Annotated in this window: 11 protein-coding genes and 4 pseudogenes; 10 read left to right on the top strand and 5 right to left on the bottom strand. The window is 61.1% G+C overall.

Translation table 11 applies throughout. The annotated features are described in order from the left end of the window. Positions 1-19 precede the first annotated feature (19 nt). The 5 genes and pseudogenes from JFV26_RS31805 (at position 20) to JFV26_RS31785 (ending at position 6,218) form a co-directional block, all read left to right on the top strand. On the top strand, positions 20-370 hold the full coding sequence (locus JFV26_RS31805; protein ID WP_201197505.1) for a DUF2934 domain-containing protein: 351 nt from the start codon (positions 20-22) through the stop codon (positions 368-370). Positions 371-609: 239 nt separating this feature from the next. Continuing rightward, positions 610-2,769 (top strand): glycogen debranching protein GlgX, encoded by a 2,160-nt coding sequence (gene glgX / locus JFV26_RS31800; RefSeq protein ID WP_201197504.1) that lies wholly within the window; start codon positions 610-612, stop codon positions 2,767-2,769. A gap of 1 nt (position 2,770) precedes the next feature. Continuing rightward, positions 2,771-2,941, top strand: a pseudogene (locus JFV26_RS31795) (acyl-CoA dehydrogenase); the annotation flags it as partial. Between the two features lie 355 nt (positions 2,942-3,296). Then, positions 3,297-4,055: a PIG-L deacetylase family protein gene (locus JFV26_RS31790; protein WP_201197503.1), complete on the top strand. Its 759-nt coding sequence runs from the start codon at positions 3,297-3,299 to the stop codon at positions 4,053-4,055. A 445-nt stretch (positions 4,056-4,500) separates the two neighbouring features. Continuing rightward, positions 4,501-6,218: pseudogene (locus tag JFV26_RS31785) on the top strand (hydrogenase maturation protein). A gap of 134 nt (positions 6,219-6,352) precedes the next feature. On the opposite strand, the gene JFV26_RS31780 reads toward JFV26_RS31785, so the two are convergent. Then, positions 6,353-8,983, bottom strand: a complete 2,631-nt coding sequence (locus tag JFV26_RS31780) for an MGH1-like glycoside hydrolase domain-containing protein (protein WP_201197502.1) — start codon at positions 8,981-8,983, stop codon at positions 6,353-6,355. Positions 8,984-9,173: 190 nt separating this feature from the next. Between JFV26_RS31780 and JFV26_RS31775 the strand changes: the two are divergent. The 3 genes and pseudogenes from JFV26_RS31775 (at position 9,174) to JFV26_RS31765 (ending at position 12,375) form a co-directional block, all read left to right on the top strand. Then, a pseudogene (locus tag JFV26_RS31775) lies at positions 9,174-10,036 on the top strand (LysR family transcriptional regulator). Between the two features lie 117 nt (positions 10,037-10,153). Beyond that, the gene (locus JFV26_RS31770) at positions 10,154-11,299 is read left to right on the top strand and encodes an SRPBCC family protein (protein ID WP_201197501.1); all 1,146 of its coding nucleotides are present in this window, start codon (positions 10,154-10,156) and stop codon (positions 11,297-11,299) included. Continuing rightward, positions 11,296-12,375 carry an SMP-30/gluconolactonase/LRE family protein gene (locus JFV26_RS31765; RefSeq protein WP_201197500.1) on the top strand — a complete coding sequence of 360 codons (1,080 nt, stop codon included), beginning with the start codon at positions 11,296-11,298 and terminating at the stop codon, positions 12,373-12,375. The genes JFV26_RS31770 and JFV26_RS31765 overlap by 4 nt, the downstream gene beginning before the upstream one ends. Positions 12,376-12,483: 108 nt before the next feature. Here the strand turns inward: JFV26_RS31765 and JFV26_RS31760 are convergent, their stop codons facing one another. Then, positions 12,484-12,657, bottom strand: coding sequence for a hypothetical protein (locus JFV26_RS31760; protein ID WP_201197499.1), 174 nt, complete (start codon positions 12,655-12,657; stop codon positions 12,484-12,486). Positions 12,658-12,758: 101 nt separating this feature from the next. Then, positions 12,759-13,001 (bottom strand): YdcH family protein, encoded by a 243-nt coding sequence (locus JFV26_RS31755; protein ID WP_201197498.1) that lies wholly within the window; start codon positions 12,999-13,001, stop codon positions 12,759-12,761. Positions 13,002-13,218: 217 nt separating this feature from the next. Between JFV26_RS31755 and JFV26_RS31750 the strand changes: the two are divergent. Next, a pseudogene (locus JFV26_RS31750) lies at positions 13,219-13,739 on the top strand (DUF4142 domain-containing protein). A 123-nt stretch (positions 13,740-13,862) separates the two neighbouring features. Here the strand turns inward: JFV26_RS31750 and JFV26_RS31745 are convergent. Further along, positions 13,863-14,123 (bottom strand): hypothetical protein, encoded by a 261-nt coding sequence (locus JFV26_RS31745; protein ID WP_201197497.1) that lies wholly within the window; start codon positions 14,121-14,123, stop codon positions 13,863-13,865. 47 nt (positions 14,124-14,170) lie between these two features. Here JFV26_RS31745 and JFV26_RS31740 point away from each other — a divergent pair, with 47 nt between their 5' ends. Continuing rightward, a complete protein-coding gene (locus tag JFV26_RS31740; protein ID WP_274610397.1) occupies positions 14,171-14,506 on the top strand; it encodes a response regulator in 336 nt (111 codons plus the stop codon). A 232-nt stretch (positions 14,507-14,738) separates the two neighbouring features. On the opposite strand, the gene JFV26_RS31735 is transcribed toward JFV26_RS31740, so the two are convergent. After that, on the bottom strand, positions 14,739-17,363 hold the full coding sequence (locus tag JFV26_RS31735) for an excinuclease ABC subunit UvrA (protein ID WP_201197496.1): 2,625 nt from the start codon (positions 17,361-17,363) through the stop codon (positions 14,739-14,741). Between the last annotated feature and the right edge of the window lie 6 nt (positions 17,364-17,369).

Raw genomic sequence — 17,369 nt, 5'->3', positions numbered from 1 at the left:
TCAGTTCAGGAGCATTGCGATGAGCACCGACGATAAACGCATCCGCGAGTTCGCCTATCAAATCTGGGAATCGGAAGGCAAGCCCGTTGGCGAGGAAAGCCGCCATTGGGAGATGGCGCGCAAACTGGCCGAAGCTGAAGCCCTGGCGCCCAGGAAGTCGCCAAAAGCTGCCGCGGGCAAAACCTCCGCAGCCAAACCTGCCGCCGCCAAAACCGACAGCAAACTCAACGGCAAGCTCGATAGCAAAGCCACCGCAGCGGCGGCTAAAACCAAAGCCAAACCTGGCGCAGCGGCGGCGAAAGTAACGCCGCCGGGCGAAAAAGCCGCCGAGAAGAAACCGCGCACCGCGAAAAAACCGCCCGCGGTCTGACGCTTAACGCCTTGTGCTGATTGAACTCGTGGCGAGCCCGCTCGCCACCGTGGGCGCGCTTGCCCTGAAAAAATCGGAACGCCGCCGTTCCCCTGTAGGAGCTGCCGCAGGCTGCGATCTTTTGACTTTTTAAGCAAGATCAAAAGATCGTCCGAACGCGGCCCGAGCCTTCGGCAGCTCCTACCCAATATGACCGAGCGGTATTACACCGTTTGCATCACCCATTTGCAGGAGCATCTATGACCAGTCCCAAGAAAGCCGCGCCAGAACCTCACGCCGAGGCCTCGCGAATCCGTGAAGGCTTGCCCTTCCCGCTGGGCGCGACCTGGGATGGCCTGGGGGTCAACTTCGCACTGTTTTCCGCCAACGCCACCAAGGTCGAGCTGTGCATCTTCGACGATGCCGGCGAAGTGGAACTGGAACGCATCGAACTGCCGGAATACACCGACGAGATCTACCACGGCTACCTGCCGGACGCGCATCCGGGGCTGATCTACGGCTACCGGGTCTACGGCGCGTATGACCCGGCCAACGGCCATCGCTTCAACCACAACAAATTGCTGATCGACCCCTACGCCAAACAATTGGTCGGCCAACTGAAATGGTCCGAAGCGCTGTTCGGCTACACCATCGGCCACCCCGACGCCGACCTCAGTTTCGATGAACGGGACAGCGCACCGTTTGTGCCCAAATGCAAAGTCATCGACCCGGCCCACACCTGGGGCCACGATCATCGGGTCAGTGTGCCGTGGGACAAAACGATCATTTATGAGACTCACGTGCGCGGATTCAGCATGCGTCATCCCTCCGTCCCCGAGAATGTGCGTGGCACCTTCGCCGGGTTGATGGTCGATGATGTGCTGGAACACATCCGCAAGCTCGGCGTGTCGACCGTGGAATTACTGCCGATCCACGCGTTCGTCAACGACCAGCACCTGTTGCACAAAGGCATGACCAATTACTGGGGCTACAACAGCATCGCCTTCTTCGCCCCCGACCCACGCTACTTGGCCAGCGGCAAGATCGCCGAGTTCAAGGAGATGGTCGCGCACCTGCACGAAGCGAATCTGGAAGTGATCCTCGACGTGGTCTACAACCACACCGCCGAGGGCAACGAACAAGGCCCGACGCTGTCGATGCGCGGTATCGACAACGCCTCCTACTACCGCTTGATGCCCGACGACAAGCGCTTCTACATCAACGATTCCGGCACCGGCAACACCCTGGATTTGAGTCACCCGTGCGTGCTGCAAATGGTCACCGACTCGCTGCGCTACTGGGCCACGGAGATGCACGTGGACGGTTTCCGCTTCGACTTGGCGACCATTCTCGGGCGTTACCACGACGGCTTCGACGAGCGTCACAGCTTCCTCGTTGCCTGTCGCCAGGACCCGGTATTGCGTCAGGTGAAAATGATTGCCGAGCCCTGGGACTGCGGCCCCGGCGGCTATCAGGTCGGTGGCTTTCCACCGGGTTGGGTCGAGTGGAACGACAAGTTCCGCGACACCGTGCGCGCCTTCTGGAAAGGTGATGACGGCCAATTGGCGGACTTCGCCAGCCGCATGACCGCCTCTGGCGAAATGTTCAACCAGCGCGGACGGCGTCCGTATTCGTCATTGAACTTCATCACCGCCCATGACGGTTTCACCCTCAACGACCTGGTGTCGTACAACGACAAACACAACGAAGCCAACGACGAAAACAACCAGGACGGCAGCAACAACAACCTGTCCTGGAACCACGGCGTCGAAGGCCCGACTGATGATCCGCAAATCAACGCACTGCGCCAGCGGCAGATGCGCAACTTCTTCGCCACGCTGCTGCTGTCCCAAGGCACACCGATGCTGGTGGCCGGCGACGAATTCGCGCGGACCCAGGACGGTAACAACAACGCCTATTGCCAGGACAGCGACATCGGTTGGGTCAACTGGGACCTGAGCGACGACGGCAAGGCGTTGCTCAAGTTCGTCAAACGCCTGATCAAGTTGCGCCTGGCCTACCCGATCCTGCGGCGCGGACGGTTCCTGGTGGGCAATTACAACGAGGACATCGGCGTCAAGGACGTCACCTGGCTGGCCCCGGATGGCAGCGAGATGTCCACCGAACAATGGCAGGAAGCCCACGGTCGTTGCCTGGGCATGCTGCTCGATGGTCGCGCTCAGGAAACCGGCATCCGCCGCAAGGGTGGCGATGCGACCCTGCTGCTGGTGGTCAACGCGCACCATGACATCGTCAATTTCACCTTGCCGGAAGTGCCGGACGGCGGTTTCTGGACCTGCATGATCGACACCAATCAACCGTCGATCCGCGGTCAGGAGCGCTTTGAGTTCGGCCATGAATATTCGGTCACCGGCCGCTCGCTGCTGCTGTTCGAATTGCAGCATGAGGAAGATGAGTGAAATGGACCTTCAAGCGTTTCTCCAACAATCGCCAGCGCATTACGCCGACACTCAGGCTCTGGGCCGCTGCTTGCGGGCGTTGGTGGAGGCTGGTTTCGATCAACTGCCGCTGCCGGGCAACGGCCAGACGCTGGAACGCTTTCAGCGGCTGGCCGAGGTCGCTGGCCACGACCGCTCCTCGACGATTGTCGACAGTGACCCGGTGCACAGGTCCGGCAACTGGAACGTTGTGGCGCGAACATCACCTGGAGCCATGGGCTGCGAGCGCTGACCAGCGGCCGTCTGGGCAGTCGGGTACGGGGTGGTTTCGGTGGTTTTTTGCGGAACAGGGTACAGTTTGATTAAAAAAACCGGATCAGATGAAACAGCGAGGCGACGAATAGCGCTGCATGAGCAATACTCTGGTCGCTGCAATCCAGGGTTCGGAGCGCAGCAGTTTGCCATCAACCAGCCTTCACGGGTCTGCCAGGCTTGATCAACAAGCGTTGTGCACGACTGAGGGCGAGACAGAACAAGGACGTGACCCCATGAAATCGGTCTTCATCAGCGAAAGCAGCGCCCCTGCACAGATCTGGAACAACGCAGCGCAACTGGACAACATCCCGGTCATCAACACCCAGTCCCTGGTCCCCGAAGGCGCACGCGCCGTGGTGGTCGCCCCGCATCCCGGCGACGAAGTGGTCATGTGCGGCGGCTTGCTGCAATTATTGTCCACCCTCGGCCATCCCCTGCAATTGATCTCGATTACCGACGGCAGCGCCAGCCATCCAGGCTCGCAGCAGTGGTCGGAGAAACGCTTGAGCGTGTTCCGCCCTCAGGAAAGTGTCGAAGCCTTGCGCCGCCTCGGGCTGCCGATGCACAGCCTGAAATGGATTCGCGGCGGCTTCGCTGATAACGCGCTGGCCGAACGCGAACAACAATTGGCGCACTACATTGCGCGCTACCTGCGACCTGGCGATGTGCTGTTCAGCACCTGGCGCGAAGACGGCAACGATGACCATGACGCCGTCGGCCGGGCCACGGCCAGGGCGGCGGCAATTGCGGGGGTGGCGTTCAACGAAATGCCGGTCTGGGCCTGGCACTGGTCCAACCGCGACCAAGGGCTGATCCCCTGGCACCGGGCCCGCAAGATGCGGCTCGACACCTGGACCGTCGCCCGCAAAAGCCACGCGACCCACGCCTACGCCAGCCAACTCGACGGCGAACCGGCCATCGGCATCGCACCACTGTTGCCCCGGGTGCTGCTGGAGCGGATTCGCTTGCCGTATGAAATCGTTTTCGTCTGAAACACCGTCATCAACATCACAAAGATCCAATGTGGGAGCGAGCCCGCTCGCGAATTAGGCCAAGAAGTTATGGGTTTATAACCAGACGCCGGAAGATCAAAGATCGCAGCCTTCGGCAGCTCCTACAGGAAATCGCATTCCCATGTAGGAGCTGCCGAAGGCTGCGATCTTTTGATCTTAACGCCCCTCGATGCTGACCCAATACGCGCTGTGATACGTGCAATCTCATGCCCCTTGGGACGCGCCAGCGCGAGAATGTTTTGCTCATCAAAAAGCAGACTCTGCCCCGCCTCGACCACCTCGTCGGGATCAAACACTCGCTGACACAAGCGTTGATCCCGGTCAGTTGTCCCACCGCCTCCAGTCACTACTATCGCGCTTCCATCGAAAGCCAGGGACGGCTCATTGGGAGCCGCGGCTGACCATTCTCAAGGAAGAGGCAATCATGCGTTCACTGAAGATCATTGTGCTGGCATCGGCGTTCAACGGCCTGACCCAACGGGCCTGGCTGGCGTTGCGTCAGGCCGGTCACTCGCCCAGCGTGGTGCTGTTTACCGACGAAGACGCGGTGTGCGAACAGATCGAACGCTGCGACGCGGATCTGGTGATCTGCCCGTTTATCAAGGACCGGGTGCCACAACAGTTATGGAGCAATGCCCGGCGCCCGGTAGTGATCATTCACCCGGGATTGTCGGCGATCGCGGCGCCAGCGCCCTGGACTGGGCGATCACCCATGAGCTGGAACGCTGGGGCGTCACCGCGCTGCAGGCCGTTGAAGAAATGGACGCTGGGCCGGTCTGGGCCACGTGCGAATTCAACCTGCCCCAAGGCCTGCGTAAATCCGAGTTGTACAACGGACGGGTCAGCGATGCCGCGATCCTGTGCATCCGCGAAGTAGTGGAAAAGTTCATCGCCGGATTCGTACCGGTGCCGCTGGATGACACCCGACACCCAGTGCGCGGTCGCTTGCAGCCGAACATGAAACAGGCCGATCGCACCTTTAGCTGGCACGACTGCTCGCGCTTTATCAAACGCCGCATCGACGCCGCGGACGGTCAACCGGGTGTGCTGGCCAGCCTGGCCGGCGGTCAGTACTACCTGTATGACGCCCATCTGGATGCGCGCAGCGGGACACCGGGGGAAATTCTCGCGGTGCATGACGACGCGGTGCTGGTGGCGACCGGTGATGCCAGCCTGTGGATCGGCTCGCTGCGCCGCAAGCCGCTGCCTGGCGAAGAAACCTTCAAGCGCCCGGCTCGGCATGTGCTCGCGCAGCAACTGCGGGAAGTGCCGAGCCTCGACTGGTCGATTGCGTCCACCCCTTTCAACATCGAAGCCTATCAACCGATCAGCTATCGCGAATCCGGGCAGGTCGGCGAGCTGACCTTCGAGTTCTACAACGGCGCCATGAGTACCGAGCAGTGCCAGCGGCTGGTGGAGGCGCTGCGCTGGGCCAAGACTCGGGACACGCGGGTGTTGCTGATCAAGGGCGGGCGCGGCAGTTTTTCCAATGGCGTGCACTTGAATGTGATTCAGGCGGCCGACGTGCCGGGGCTGGAAGCCTGGGCGAATATTCAGGCGATCGATGATGTCTGCCAGGAACTGCTCATGGCCCGGCAACTGGTGATCAGCGGCCTGACCGGCAGCGCCGGAGCCGGTGGTGTGATGCTGGGGTTGGCCGCCGACATTGTCTTCGCCCGCGCCGAAATCGTGCTCAACCCGCACTACAAAACCATGGGTTTGTACGGCTCCGAATACTGGACCTACAGCCTGCCCCGCGCCGTGGGCCAGGCCATGGCGCAAAAGCTCAGCGCGGAATGCCTGCCAGTGAGCGCGACCCAGGCGTTGCAAATGGGCATGGTTCAGGAAATCGGTCCGAGGTGTCCGGACGAGTTCGGCCTGTGGTTGTTGCAGCGGGCTAACGGGGCATTGAGCGATCCGGCGTATGCCGAGGTTCGCGCGCGCAAGGGCCGGCTCGATACGCAACTGATGCAGCATTGCCGGAATGCGGAGCTGGAAGAGATGCACCTGGACATGGTGCAGAACCGCCAGCAGTTTGCTGAGAAATGCCGCAACTTTGTATTCAAGCGCAAGGCGTGTGGGACGCCGTCGCGGTTGGTGGCGCAGTGGGCGGTGGTTCGGGAGGTTGAGTTGGCCGGGTGATTTTTCGGCGCCTTTAAGGGCCTCTTCGCGAGCAAGCCCGCTCCCACATTGGATTTGTGGTGTTCACACAATCTGTGCAGGCAACGCAAAACTCTGTGGGAGCGAGCCTGCTCGCGATGAACGATAATACGGTCTCAAGGTTGTAAAAGCAGCGCCACCAACGCACTCCACCCGGTCTGATGGCTGGCCCCCAACCCACGCCCGGTCTCGCCATGAAAATATTCATGGAACAGCACCAGATCGCGGCTCGCCGGGTCAGCCTGCAACTGCGCGTACGCAGCCATCGACGGCCGATTGCCCTCTTCGTCCCTTAGAAACAGCCTGGTCAGCCGCTGGCTCAAGCTGTCCGCAACCTCTTCCAGCGTCGCCAGAAACCCCGAGCCCGTCGGGTATTCCACCGAGAAGTTCTGGTCGTAGTAACGGTGAAACTCGCGCAGCGATTCGATCAGCATGTAATTGATCGGCATCCACACCGGCCCGCGCCAGTTGGAGTTGCCGCCGTACAGCCGAGACTCGGATTCCGCCGGTTCATAACGGGCGCACAAACTGTCGCCGTTTATGCGGATGCCGAAGGGTTGCTCTGCGAAGGCCTTGGACAGGGACCGAATGCCGAACGGCGAGAGAAACTCGCTTTCGTCGAGCATGCGTTTGAGCAAGTCCTTGGTCCGTTCACCCCGCAACAGCGCCAGCAACATGCGATTGCCTTCACCGGGTTCGGTCCAGCGCGACACCAGGCTGGCCAGGTCCGGGCGATGGCGCATAAACCCGAGCAAACGCTCGCGCAAACCCGGCAAGCCTTCGTGTTCGTGCTGCTCCAGCACCTGCACGGCGAACAGCGGCATCAGGCCAACAATCGAGCGCAACCGCAGCGGCTCGTTAACGCCGTCGGGGCGGTGCAGCACGTCGTAGAAAAACTGATCCTGTTCGTCCCACAAGCCTTCGGCGTCAGAGTCGATTTTGTTGATCGCCCCGGCGATGTAGAGGAAGTGCTCGAAGAACTTCACCGCGATGTCGACATACACGCTGTTGCGCCTGGCCAGTTCCAGGGCGATGCGCATCAGGTCCAGTGCATAGGCGGCGACCCACGCCGTGCCGTCGGCCTGATCGAGTTGATAACCGGGTGGCAGCAGCGCCGAGCGGTCGAACAGCGCGATATTGTCGAGCCCGAGAAAACCACCCTGGAACAGGTTGCGACCCTCGGCGTCCTTGCGGTTGACCCACCAGGAAAAATTCAGCAGCAACTTGTGGAAGATTCGCTCAAGGAAATCCATATCACCGACGCCGGTCAGCGCCCGGTCCTGCTGATATACCCGCCAACAGGCCCAGGCATGCACCGGCGGGTTGGCGTCGTCAAAGCGCCATTCGTAGGCCGGCAACTGGCCGTTGGGGTGCATGAAGCGGTCCTTGACCAGCAACAGCAATTGATGTTTGGCGAACCCCGGATCAATCAGCGCAAACGCCACCGCTTGAAAGCCCAGGTCCCACGAGGCGTACCACGGGTATTCCCAGGTGTCGGGCATCGAGACGATGTCGAAATTCGACAGGTGCCGCCAATGGGTGTTGCGAATGTGCGTGCGTTCGGGCGGCGGCGCGGGTTGTGTCGGATCGCCGTCGAGCCACTGATTGACGTCGAAGTAATACAGCTGTTTCGACCAGAGCAACCCGGCCAGGGCCTGGCGTTGAACGTTGCGCGCATCGGCGTCCTTGATCTCGGTTTGCAGGGCCGCGTAGAAGCCATCGGCCTCGGCCCGGCGGCGTTCGAACAAGGTCCGGGCGTTGATTTGCGGGGAACCGGCCGGGGCAAAACGCAGGAACACGCTGCGACTTTGGCCGGCGTCGAAGGTCAGGATGAAATGCGCGGCGACCTTTGTTCCGCTGTCATGACGCACCGCGTCGGCGGCACCATCGACAATGAAATCGTTGATCCCGTCCTTGAACGGGCCGCTCGCCGGCACAGCATCGAGCTTGGGGAAGTTGCTTTCGTTTTCGCAGAACAGCCATTCGCAATCGGCCTCGCCCCAAGCCGTGACCTGTCGATCAGGCAGTAGAGGGTGGCGGGCCATGACCTGTTTACCGTCAAGGGTCAGGCTTGGCTTTTGCCCGCCGACGATCCAGCTCCAGGTGTTGCGCGCCCACAACTGCGGCAACACCTGCAAGCGCGCCGGTTGATCGGAACGGTTGTGCACCGTGACACGCATGAAGATGTCGTCGGCGGTGTGCTTGGCGTACTCCACGGTGACGTCGAAATAGCGATCATCCTCGAACACACCGGTGTCGAGGATTTCGTACTCGGCATCGGCCAGGCCACGACGGGCGTTTTCGGTCACCAGGTCGGTATAGGGGAATTCGGCCTGCGGGTATTTGTAGAGCATGCGCATGTAGGCATGGCTCGGCACACCGTCGACGAAGAAATACAGCTCCTTGACGTCTTCGCCGTGGTTGCCTTCGCTGTTGTTCAGGCCGAACAGACGTTCCTTGAGAATCGGGTCGCGCTCGTTCCATAAACCCAGGCCAAGGCACCAGTGCTGGGCCTTGTCGCTGAACCCGGCGAGGCCATCCTCGCCCCAGCGATAGGCGCGGCTGCGGGCGTGTTCGTGGGGGAAATAGCGCCAGGCATCACCATCGCTGCTGTAGTCCTCGCGTACCGTGCCCCATTGGCGTTCGCTCAAGTAGGGCCCCCACTCGCGCCAGTCCTGGGCCTCGCTGCCGGCCAAGCGCTGGCCTTCAGGGGTGGTGAGGATGTTGGCTGCGGGTTTTGCCGTCATGGGGTGGTCCGTTGGAGGCGGGAGACGGTTGCAGTGTAGTGCGTCAGCGTGCCCGATAGTTGAACACTCCCTGTCGACTGCCCACAGATCCCTTGTAGCAGCTGCCGAGCACCGCGAGGCAGCTGCTACAACGATAGGCGAACGCCATGGCTGCTCTTACAATGCCGACACCTACCGCTTCGGCCACCCCATGGACATCGAACTCGCCCGCACCTTCCTGGAAATCGTCCGCCACGGCAGCCTCGCCGCCGCCGCGGAAAAACTCCACGTGACCCAAACCGCGATCACCGCCCGGGTACAGAAGCTCGAAAGCCAATTGGGCAGCACGCTGTTCGTGCGTAACCGCGCCGGTGCCCGCCTGACGGCAAACGGTGAAGCCTTCGTGGTCTACGCCAATCAACTGGTGCAGACCTGGGAGGCCGCCCGCCGCGACCTGCCGCTGCCCGAAGGCTACCGCGACGTGCTGCACATCGGTGGCGAAGTCAGTTTGTGCAATCCGCTGATGCTCAGTTGGGCCGCCGAGTTGCGGGAGAAGATCCCCAGTCACGCCCTGCGCATGGATATCCGTGACGGCGAAAACCTGCTGCGCCAACTGGAACTCGGCGTACTGGACGCGGCGCTGGTCTACCAGCCGGAATACTGGCCGCGCCTGCAAGTGGAACAGGTGCTGGAAGAAAAACTGATCCTCGTGCGTTTGGCCGCAAAACCTGCCCCCTACGTGTACATCGACTGGGGCCCGGACTTCCGTCGTCAGCACGACGCCGCCCTGCCGGAAAAGGCCAAGGCTGCGTTGGGTTTCAACCTCGGACCCCTGGCCTTGCAGTATCTGCTGGAGCATGGCGGCAGCGGTTATTTCCGTACTCGCGTGGTCAAGAGTTACCTGGAAAGCGGCGTGCTGGAAGCCGTGGCCAAGGCTCCGGAGTTCAGTTACCCGACCTACCTGGTTTACTCCGGGACCGCGATTCGGCGACCCTGCAACAGGCCTTCGGCCTGTTGCGCGAAGTGATCAAGACCGACGATGACTGGTCCCAGCGCTGGAACCCGTTGGGCTGAGCACATCGAGAGGCGGCTTTTACACCGGAGCATGGCGTTTGTGTCTTCAAGGTTGGACCAGCCTGCCCGGCCGGATCGGCTAATCTGCTGTGATAACAACCATCACAGGTGATTGCAGTGAGGCAGACCACCGAAGCATTCCGCGCCCGATACCGCGCCGACATTCATCGACTCTACAACCCGTGGCTGCACGGGGCGTTTGTGTTGCTGTTCGGCATCCTGGCCATTAGCGGGTTCTGGCGCACCGTGCAGCAGGTCCAGCCGCTGGAATGGCTGGCGGTGCCGCTGACGCTGTTGTTTTTCAACTTCGGCGTATACGGGGTGCACCGTCACCTCGGGCATCACAAGAAAAGCTTCGCCCGGCTGTTCTACGCCCGGCACGCCGGCGATCACCACAGCTTTTTCGCTCCCGGCCACATGACCTACGACAGTGCCAGGGACTGGCGGGTGATTCTGTTTCCGGCCTGGCTGATCGTGGTGCACACGGTGGTCATCACCCTGCCCGTGTGGTGGTTGATCTCAATGTTCAATACCAACGTCGCCGGGCTGTTCGGTGGCTGCATGGTCCTGGGGTACCTGACCTATGAAGTGTTTCACGCCTGCGAGCACTTGCCGCCGCGCAACCCCGTCACGCGGCTGCCGTGGATTCGCCAGATGCGCCGCCTGCATGAGCTGCATCACCGCCGCGAGCTGATGCAGGAGCGCAACTTCAATATCGTTTTTCCGCTGATGGACCACTTGTTCGGCACCCTGTATTGGGAACCGGAGCACGCCAACCTGCACCCGACGAGAACGCCCATGACCCGCATGCAGCATCAGATCGACATTCCCGGCAATCCGATTGCCGTGCTTGCCTATGCCAGCACCGTGACCCGGTGGCCGGAGTGGCATCCGTCGTCGCTCAAGGTCGATGGCCAGGCGGGCCCGCTGCATGCAGGGTCGCGCTTCGAGGAAGACATCCGCGCCGGCGGGCGTGACGGCCACCTGCGCTGGGAGGTCGAGGAGTATTTGCCGGGGCGCCGTTGGAGCGCTCAGGCCCGAGGTGATCATGGTCTGTCGCTGGTGGTGACTTACGAGTGCGAGGCGTTGGGTGACGGTACGCGGTTTGTCCGGACCCTGGACTATCAGTTCAGCGGTTTGGCGATGCGCATCGCCAACCAACTGCTGCTCAAGCGGCGGATCGAACACGAGTCGGCGGCGTCGATGCTGGCGTTGCGCGACATGGCGCAACAGCACCTGGCCCCGGCAGGAGTCCGCGTGTGAGAGTGTTCTTGCGGTGTGTGTTGCTGCTCATTGTCGTTATTGTTGCCTTCTTGCTGCTGATGCCGACCAAGGTTCAACCGGTGGCCTGGAACCCTGCACCGGCGCCGTCCCTGGCCAGCGGCGTGTATGCCGACAATCAGAAACTTGAAGACGTGGAACGCGTGGGCGCCGCGGACATCGACGGGCCAGAGGCATTGCTGCTGGAGGGCAATGAGTTGATCACCGGCCTGCATGACGGTCGGGTGATTCGTACCAGCCTCGATGGCAAAGTCACCCAGGTATTGACCAACACCGGTGGCCGACCGTTGGGCCTGGCCCGGCACCCCAATGGCTTGCTGGTGATCGCCGACGGGGTCAAGGGTTTGTTGTCCCTCGATGCCCAGGGTCGACTGACGCCCTTGACCACTACCGCCAATGGCGTGCCCTTCGGCTTTATCGATGACGTGGCCATCGACAAGTCCGGGCACTACGCCTACTTCAGCGATGCGACCCATCGTTGGGGCTACGGCAAGGATGGCGAGGCGATCATCGAGCACGGCGGGGATGGTCGTTTGCTGCGGTATGACTTCCAGACCGGCAAGACCAGCGTGTTGCTGGACAAACTGGAGTTCGCCAACGGCGTGACCCTCGGGCCGGACGATGCCTTTGTGCTGGTCAACGAAACCGGCGCCTATCGCATCAGTCGCTATTGGCTGAGCGGGCCGAAAGCCGGGACGCATGATCTGTTCATCGACAACTTGCCGGGGTTGCCGGACAACCTGGCGTTCAATGGCCACGACCGTTTCTGGGTGGCGCTGTATGCCCCGCGCAACAAACTGCTGGATGCCACGGCAGCGCATCCGTTCATACGCAAGATGATTGTGCGGGCGTTGTCCGTGCTGCCCAAACCGGTGGAGAAACGCGCGTTTGCGCTGGGCCTGGACCTGAACGGTAACGTGATCGCCAATCTGCAGGATGCCAGCAACGGCAATTATTCGCCGATCACCACCGTGCGTGAGTATGGGGACTGGTTGTATTTCGGTTCGTTGAAGGCCCAGTACATGGCGCGGTTGCCGCTGGCCAAAGCACTGCACTAACCGATCCACCTGTAGGAGCAAAGCTTGCTCGCGAAGGCGTCCGTACATCCAATATTTATGTTGGCTGACACGCCGCCTTCGCGAGCAAGCCCGCTCCCACAGGGGGATCTATGCGTCTGGGATTTTGGGGTTTACGGGCTTGCGCTTCTTATCATCCGCAAGCTCATCGCCGTCCGGCTCTTCGGGTTCAACCGTATAGTGCTGCGGGCTCAGCGGCTCAGGATGGGTCGGGATCGGGTCATACCCGCCCTGCTCTTCGCTGGGAAATTTGGGGTGTGTCATGAAGGCACCTCTCAAGCGAGTCATGAATAAAAAGGCTCTGTACTTTCGAGGTGCCGGGGTCTGACGCCGTTCCAATTATTCAGTCACCGGTCGTCGGTGGTTCAGGACGACGCCTGGAGTTGTTTGACGATCTTGTCCTTGACCTGCAAGCGCCGCTCCTTGAGCTTCTTCAGGGCGTCATCAGTGGGCGCGTCTGATTGGGCGGTTTCAGCCTTGACCACCTCGGCATCCGCTTGCGAATACTTGTTGATCAGTGAATCCAGTAACGGATCCTTGGTGCGTTTTTGCTGGATATCTTCCTTTGAAAAGCTCAGGTCCTGATAAAGGTCGTGTGGCACCGGCATGGAACACCTCCGTTTGTTGATCGGTAGCAAACGCGATCGATTGCGTTCACCAACCATCAGAATGGCCTCGGTTACCCGGTTCTGTCGACCACCTGTCAGACCAGCGGTGTCCGTTCGTCGTCCCGTTGTATTTGCGATCAAACCTTTGGTCCCGCACCAGCCTCCACTGTTTAACGATCACTCGATCGCCCAAGAACACCTGTGTGGAGAATCACCAATGGACGGATTCACCCTGCGCCACCTCGCCCTGGCCGTTGCCTTGAGCAGCAGCATGGGCGCCGCTTTCGCTGCCACTTCCAACAGCTTTGTCGATAACGCCGCGGCGGGCGGCATCGCCGAAGTCGAAACCAGCAAACTGGCCCTGGAAAAAAGCTCATCGGCGGACATCAAAACGTTCGCCAACATGATGATCACCGACCACTCCAAGGCCAACGATGAACTGGCGGCCCTGGCGAAAAAATATGACATCAAGGTGCCGGACAACACGACGCTGGTGAAGCAGGCGAAAGAGAAAATCCTCAACATGCGCGATGACTCGTTCGACGCGGCCTATGCCAACAATCAGGTGAAGGCACACGAAGAAACCATCGCTTTGTTCAAGAAAGAAGCCGATACCGTGACCGACGATAAAACCCGGGCGGCACCGAGCTCAAAGGCTTTGCCCAGCAAATGCTGCCGGCGCTGGAAAAACACCTGGACGCGGCAAAAGCCCTGCAAGCGGCGCATCCTGGCAAGTAACCGTCACATCCCCCCTGTGGGAGCGGGCTTGCTCGCGAAAGCGGTGTGTCATCCAACATCAATGTTGCCTGACACACCGCTTTCGCGAGCAAGCCCGCTCCCACAGTTTTATGCATGGTGGCATTAGCCGCCATCGGTATCGATATCGGCATCGGTTTCCTCGCCAGGCTTTGGCCGGTCGGGATTGGGCTTGAAGCCGGGACTGAACTCGTTGTCGTTGTCGGTGTTGCGATTTTTCTGGTCGACCGCTGTATTGGCACTGTCCGGCTCAGGGGTTTTCTCGTCGGTTTCGCTGCCACTTTCACCAGGGACCTGAGGATCAATCGCCGGATCGTTGCGATTGACCGCCTGATCCTGTTGCTGAGTCACTGATTCGTCTTTCATAGGTACCTCATTCGTCACTGCACGTGCGCGGCTGAAACAGTCGGGCCTTGAAGGTTCGAAGCCATACCCGGCGCAGGGTTCAATTACATCAGACTCAGTTCGTGCAGGCGCTGGCTGCGCTGGAACGCTTGCAGAACGATCCGTCGATTGACCTGATGCTCACCGATGTCGGGTTGCCGCGCATGAGCGGCCGGGAACTAGCGGATGTCGCCCGGGGTTGGCGTGAAGGTTTGCCGATTTTGTTCATGATCGGTTATGCGGAAAATGCCCTGAATCGCCAGGTGTTTCTGGGTGAAGGCATGGACATGCTGGTGAAGCCGTTTCAGATCAGTGGACTGCTGGATAAGGTACGGCGCACGCTCGATGGTGCCGGAGTAACTTAAGATCAAAAGATCGCAGCCTTCGGCAGCTCCTACAGGGATCGGCGTAGGAGCTGCCGAAGGCTGCGATCTTTTGATTGTCGTGTCAGTCAGCATTGATGTGAGGCTAAGGGCCCCTTCGCGAGCAAGCCCTGCTCCCACAGTGGATTTCTGGCGTACACAAATAAAGTGTTCAACAGAGATTTCCTGTGGGAGCGAGCCTGTTCGCGAAGAGGCCCGCAGGAACACCGCCAACTCAAGCAAGAACCCTGGCCAAAAACGGCGCCGTACGGCTTTTCCTGTTTTTGGCGACGGTCTGCGGTGTGCCGGCCACCACGATCTTGCCGCCCTGATCCCCCGCTCCCGGCCCGATGTCGATCACCCAGTCACTCTGGGCGACCACGCGCATTTCATGTTCGACCACGATCACCGTGTGCCCTGCCGTCACCAGCGTATCGAGCTGTTCCAGCAAACGATCAACGTCCCGTGGGTGCAAACCGGTAGTCGGCTCGTCGAGCACGTACAGGGTCGCGCCGCGCTGATTGCGTTGCAGTTCGGTGGCCAGTTTGATCCGCTGGGCTTCGCCGCCGGACAATTCGGTCGCTGGCTGGCCAAGTCGCAGATAACCGAGGCCGATATCCCGCAGTACTTCCAGCGAGCGGCGAATGCCCGGTTGCTCGGCAAACACCATCACCGCCTCATCCACCGTCAACTGCAACACCTGGGCGATACTCAGGCCTTGCCAGGTGATTGCCAGGGTCTGCGGGTTGTAGCGGGCGCCGTGGCAGGTTGGACACGGCGCATAGACGCTGGGCATGAACAGCAACTCGACACTGACAAACCCTTCGCCTTCGCACGTTGGGCAACGACCCTTGGCGACGTTGAAGGAAAACTGCCCGGCGTCGTAGCCCTCGGCCTGCGCCTCAGGCGTCGCGGCAAACAGTTTGCGCACGTTGTCGAACAACCCGGTGTAGGTCGCCAGGTTCGAGCGCGGCGTGCGGCCAATCGGTTTCTGGTCGACTTGCACCAAACGCTTGATCGACTCCAGCCCCGCCGTGACCTGACCGCCGCTGACGTGCGGGGCATCGTCCTCAAGGCTCAGTTCCTCTGGTTCGCTGGCAGCTCGTCCCAGATGCGCGCCCACCAGTTCGAGCAAAGCCTGACTCACCAGGCTCGACTTGCCGGAGCCCGAGACGCCCGTCACTGAAGTGAAGCAACCCAAGGGAAATTCGACGCTGAGGTTGTTCAGGTTATTGCGGGTGATGCCTTCCAGTCTCAGCCAGTCCCTGGCCTTGCGAATAACCCGCGGTGCCGTGACCTGTTCGGCGAATAGGTAGGCGCGGGTCTGCGAGTCCATCACCTCGGCCAACCCTGAAGGATGACCGCTGTAGAGGATGCGCCCGCCATGCTCGCCCGCCGCCGGGCCCACATCGATCAGCCAGTCGGCGCGGCGCATGGTTTCCAGGTCATGCTCAACCACGAACAAGGTGTTGCCCGCCGCTTTCAAGCGTTGCAGGGCTTCGAACAGCGCTTCGCCATCTGCCGGGTGCAGGCCGGCGGACGGTTCATCGAGGACGTAGATTACACCGAACAATTGCGAGCCCAATTGCGTCGCCAGGCGCAAACGTTGCAGTTCGCCGGACGACAGGGTGGGCGTGCTGCGCTCCAGTGCCAGGTAACCGAGCCCGAGGTCGGTCAGGGTGCTGACCCGCTCCAGCAAGTCCTGGGCAATGCGCTGCGCCGCCAGGCGTTTCTCCACCGACAGGTTTGGCGTGTGGCGCACGTCCGGGGCGTTGGCGTGGCCACTGGCGCCGTGGGCGACTCGTTGCTCACGGGCCTCGCGGGTCTGGCTGTGGGTCAACACTTCGCCCGGCTCGTCGGCCTGTTCCAGATAGGTCTGCGCCGCCACCGGTTTCAGTACGTCGGCCACTTGCAGCAACGGCATCTGCGAAAGCTCGCCGATGTCGTACCCGGCAAAGGTCACCGACAACGCTTCACGCTTGAGCCGTTTGCCGTCGCACAACGGGCACGGGCTGCCGAACATGAATTGCGCAACGCGCTTCTTCATCAGCGCACTTTGGGAATGGCTGAAGGTATGCAGGATGTAGCGCCGGGCGCCGGTGAAGGTGCCTTGGTAACTCGGTTCCATCTTACGCTGGAGGGCGACTTTGGTTTCTTCCGGAGTGAGCCCGGCGTACACCGGCACGGTGGGCGTTTCTTCGGTGAAGAGAATCCAGTCACGCTGTTTTTTCGGCAGTTTGCGCCAGGGAATGTCGACGTCGATGCCCATCGTTACCAGAATGTCCCGCAGGTTCTGGCCCTGCCAGGCGAGTGGCCAGGAGGCGATCGCCCGCTGGCGGATGGTCAGGCTCGGGTCCGGGACCATCAGCGCTTCGGTCACTGCATAGACCCGGCCCAGACCATGGCACTCGGGGCACGCACCTTGGGGCGTGTTTGGCGAAAAGTCCTCGGCGTAGAGCATCGGCTGCCCTGGCGGGTAGCTACCGGCGCGGGAGTAGAGCATGCGGATCAGGCTCGACAGGGTCGTCACGCTGCCCACCGAAGAGCGCGTACTCGGGGTGCCCCGCTGTTGTTGCAGGGCCACGGCCGGCGGCAGGCCTTCGATGGAATCGACATCCGGCACCCCGACCTGATCGATAAGGCGTCGGGCATATGGCGCCACGGATTCAAAATAGCGGCGTTGCGCTTCGGCATACAGGGTCGAAAACGCCAGGGACGATTTGCCCGAACCGGAGACGCCGGTGAACACCACCAGGGCATCGCGGGGAATGTCGACATCGACGTTCTTGAGGTTGTGCTCGCGGGCGCCACGCACCCTGACCATGCCGGTGGGAGGGTTGGAGGTGCGCTTTGAAGTCATGGACCA

Source organism: Pseudomonas sp. TH31, from assembly GCF_016650815.1.
Lineage (GTDB): Bacteria > Pseudomonadota > Gammaproteobacteria > Pseudomonadales > Pseudomonadaceae > Aquipseudomonas.
This window is presented reverse-complemented; position numbering and strand designations above follow the sequence as displayed.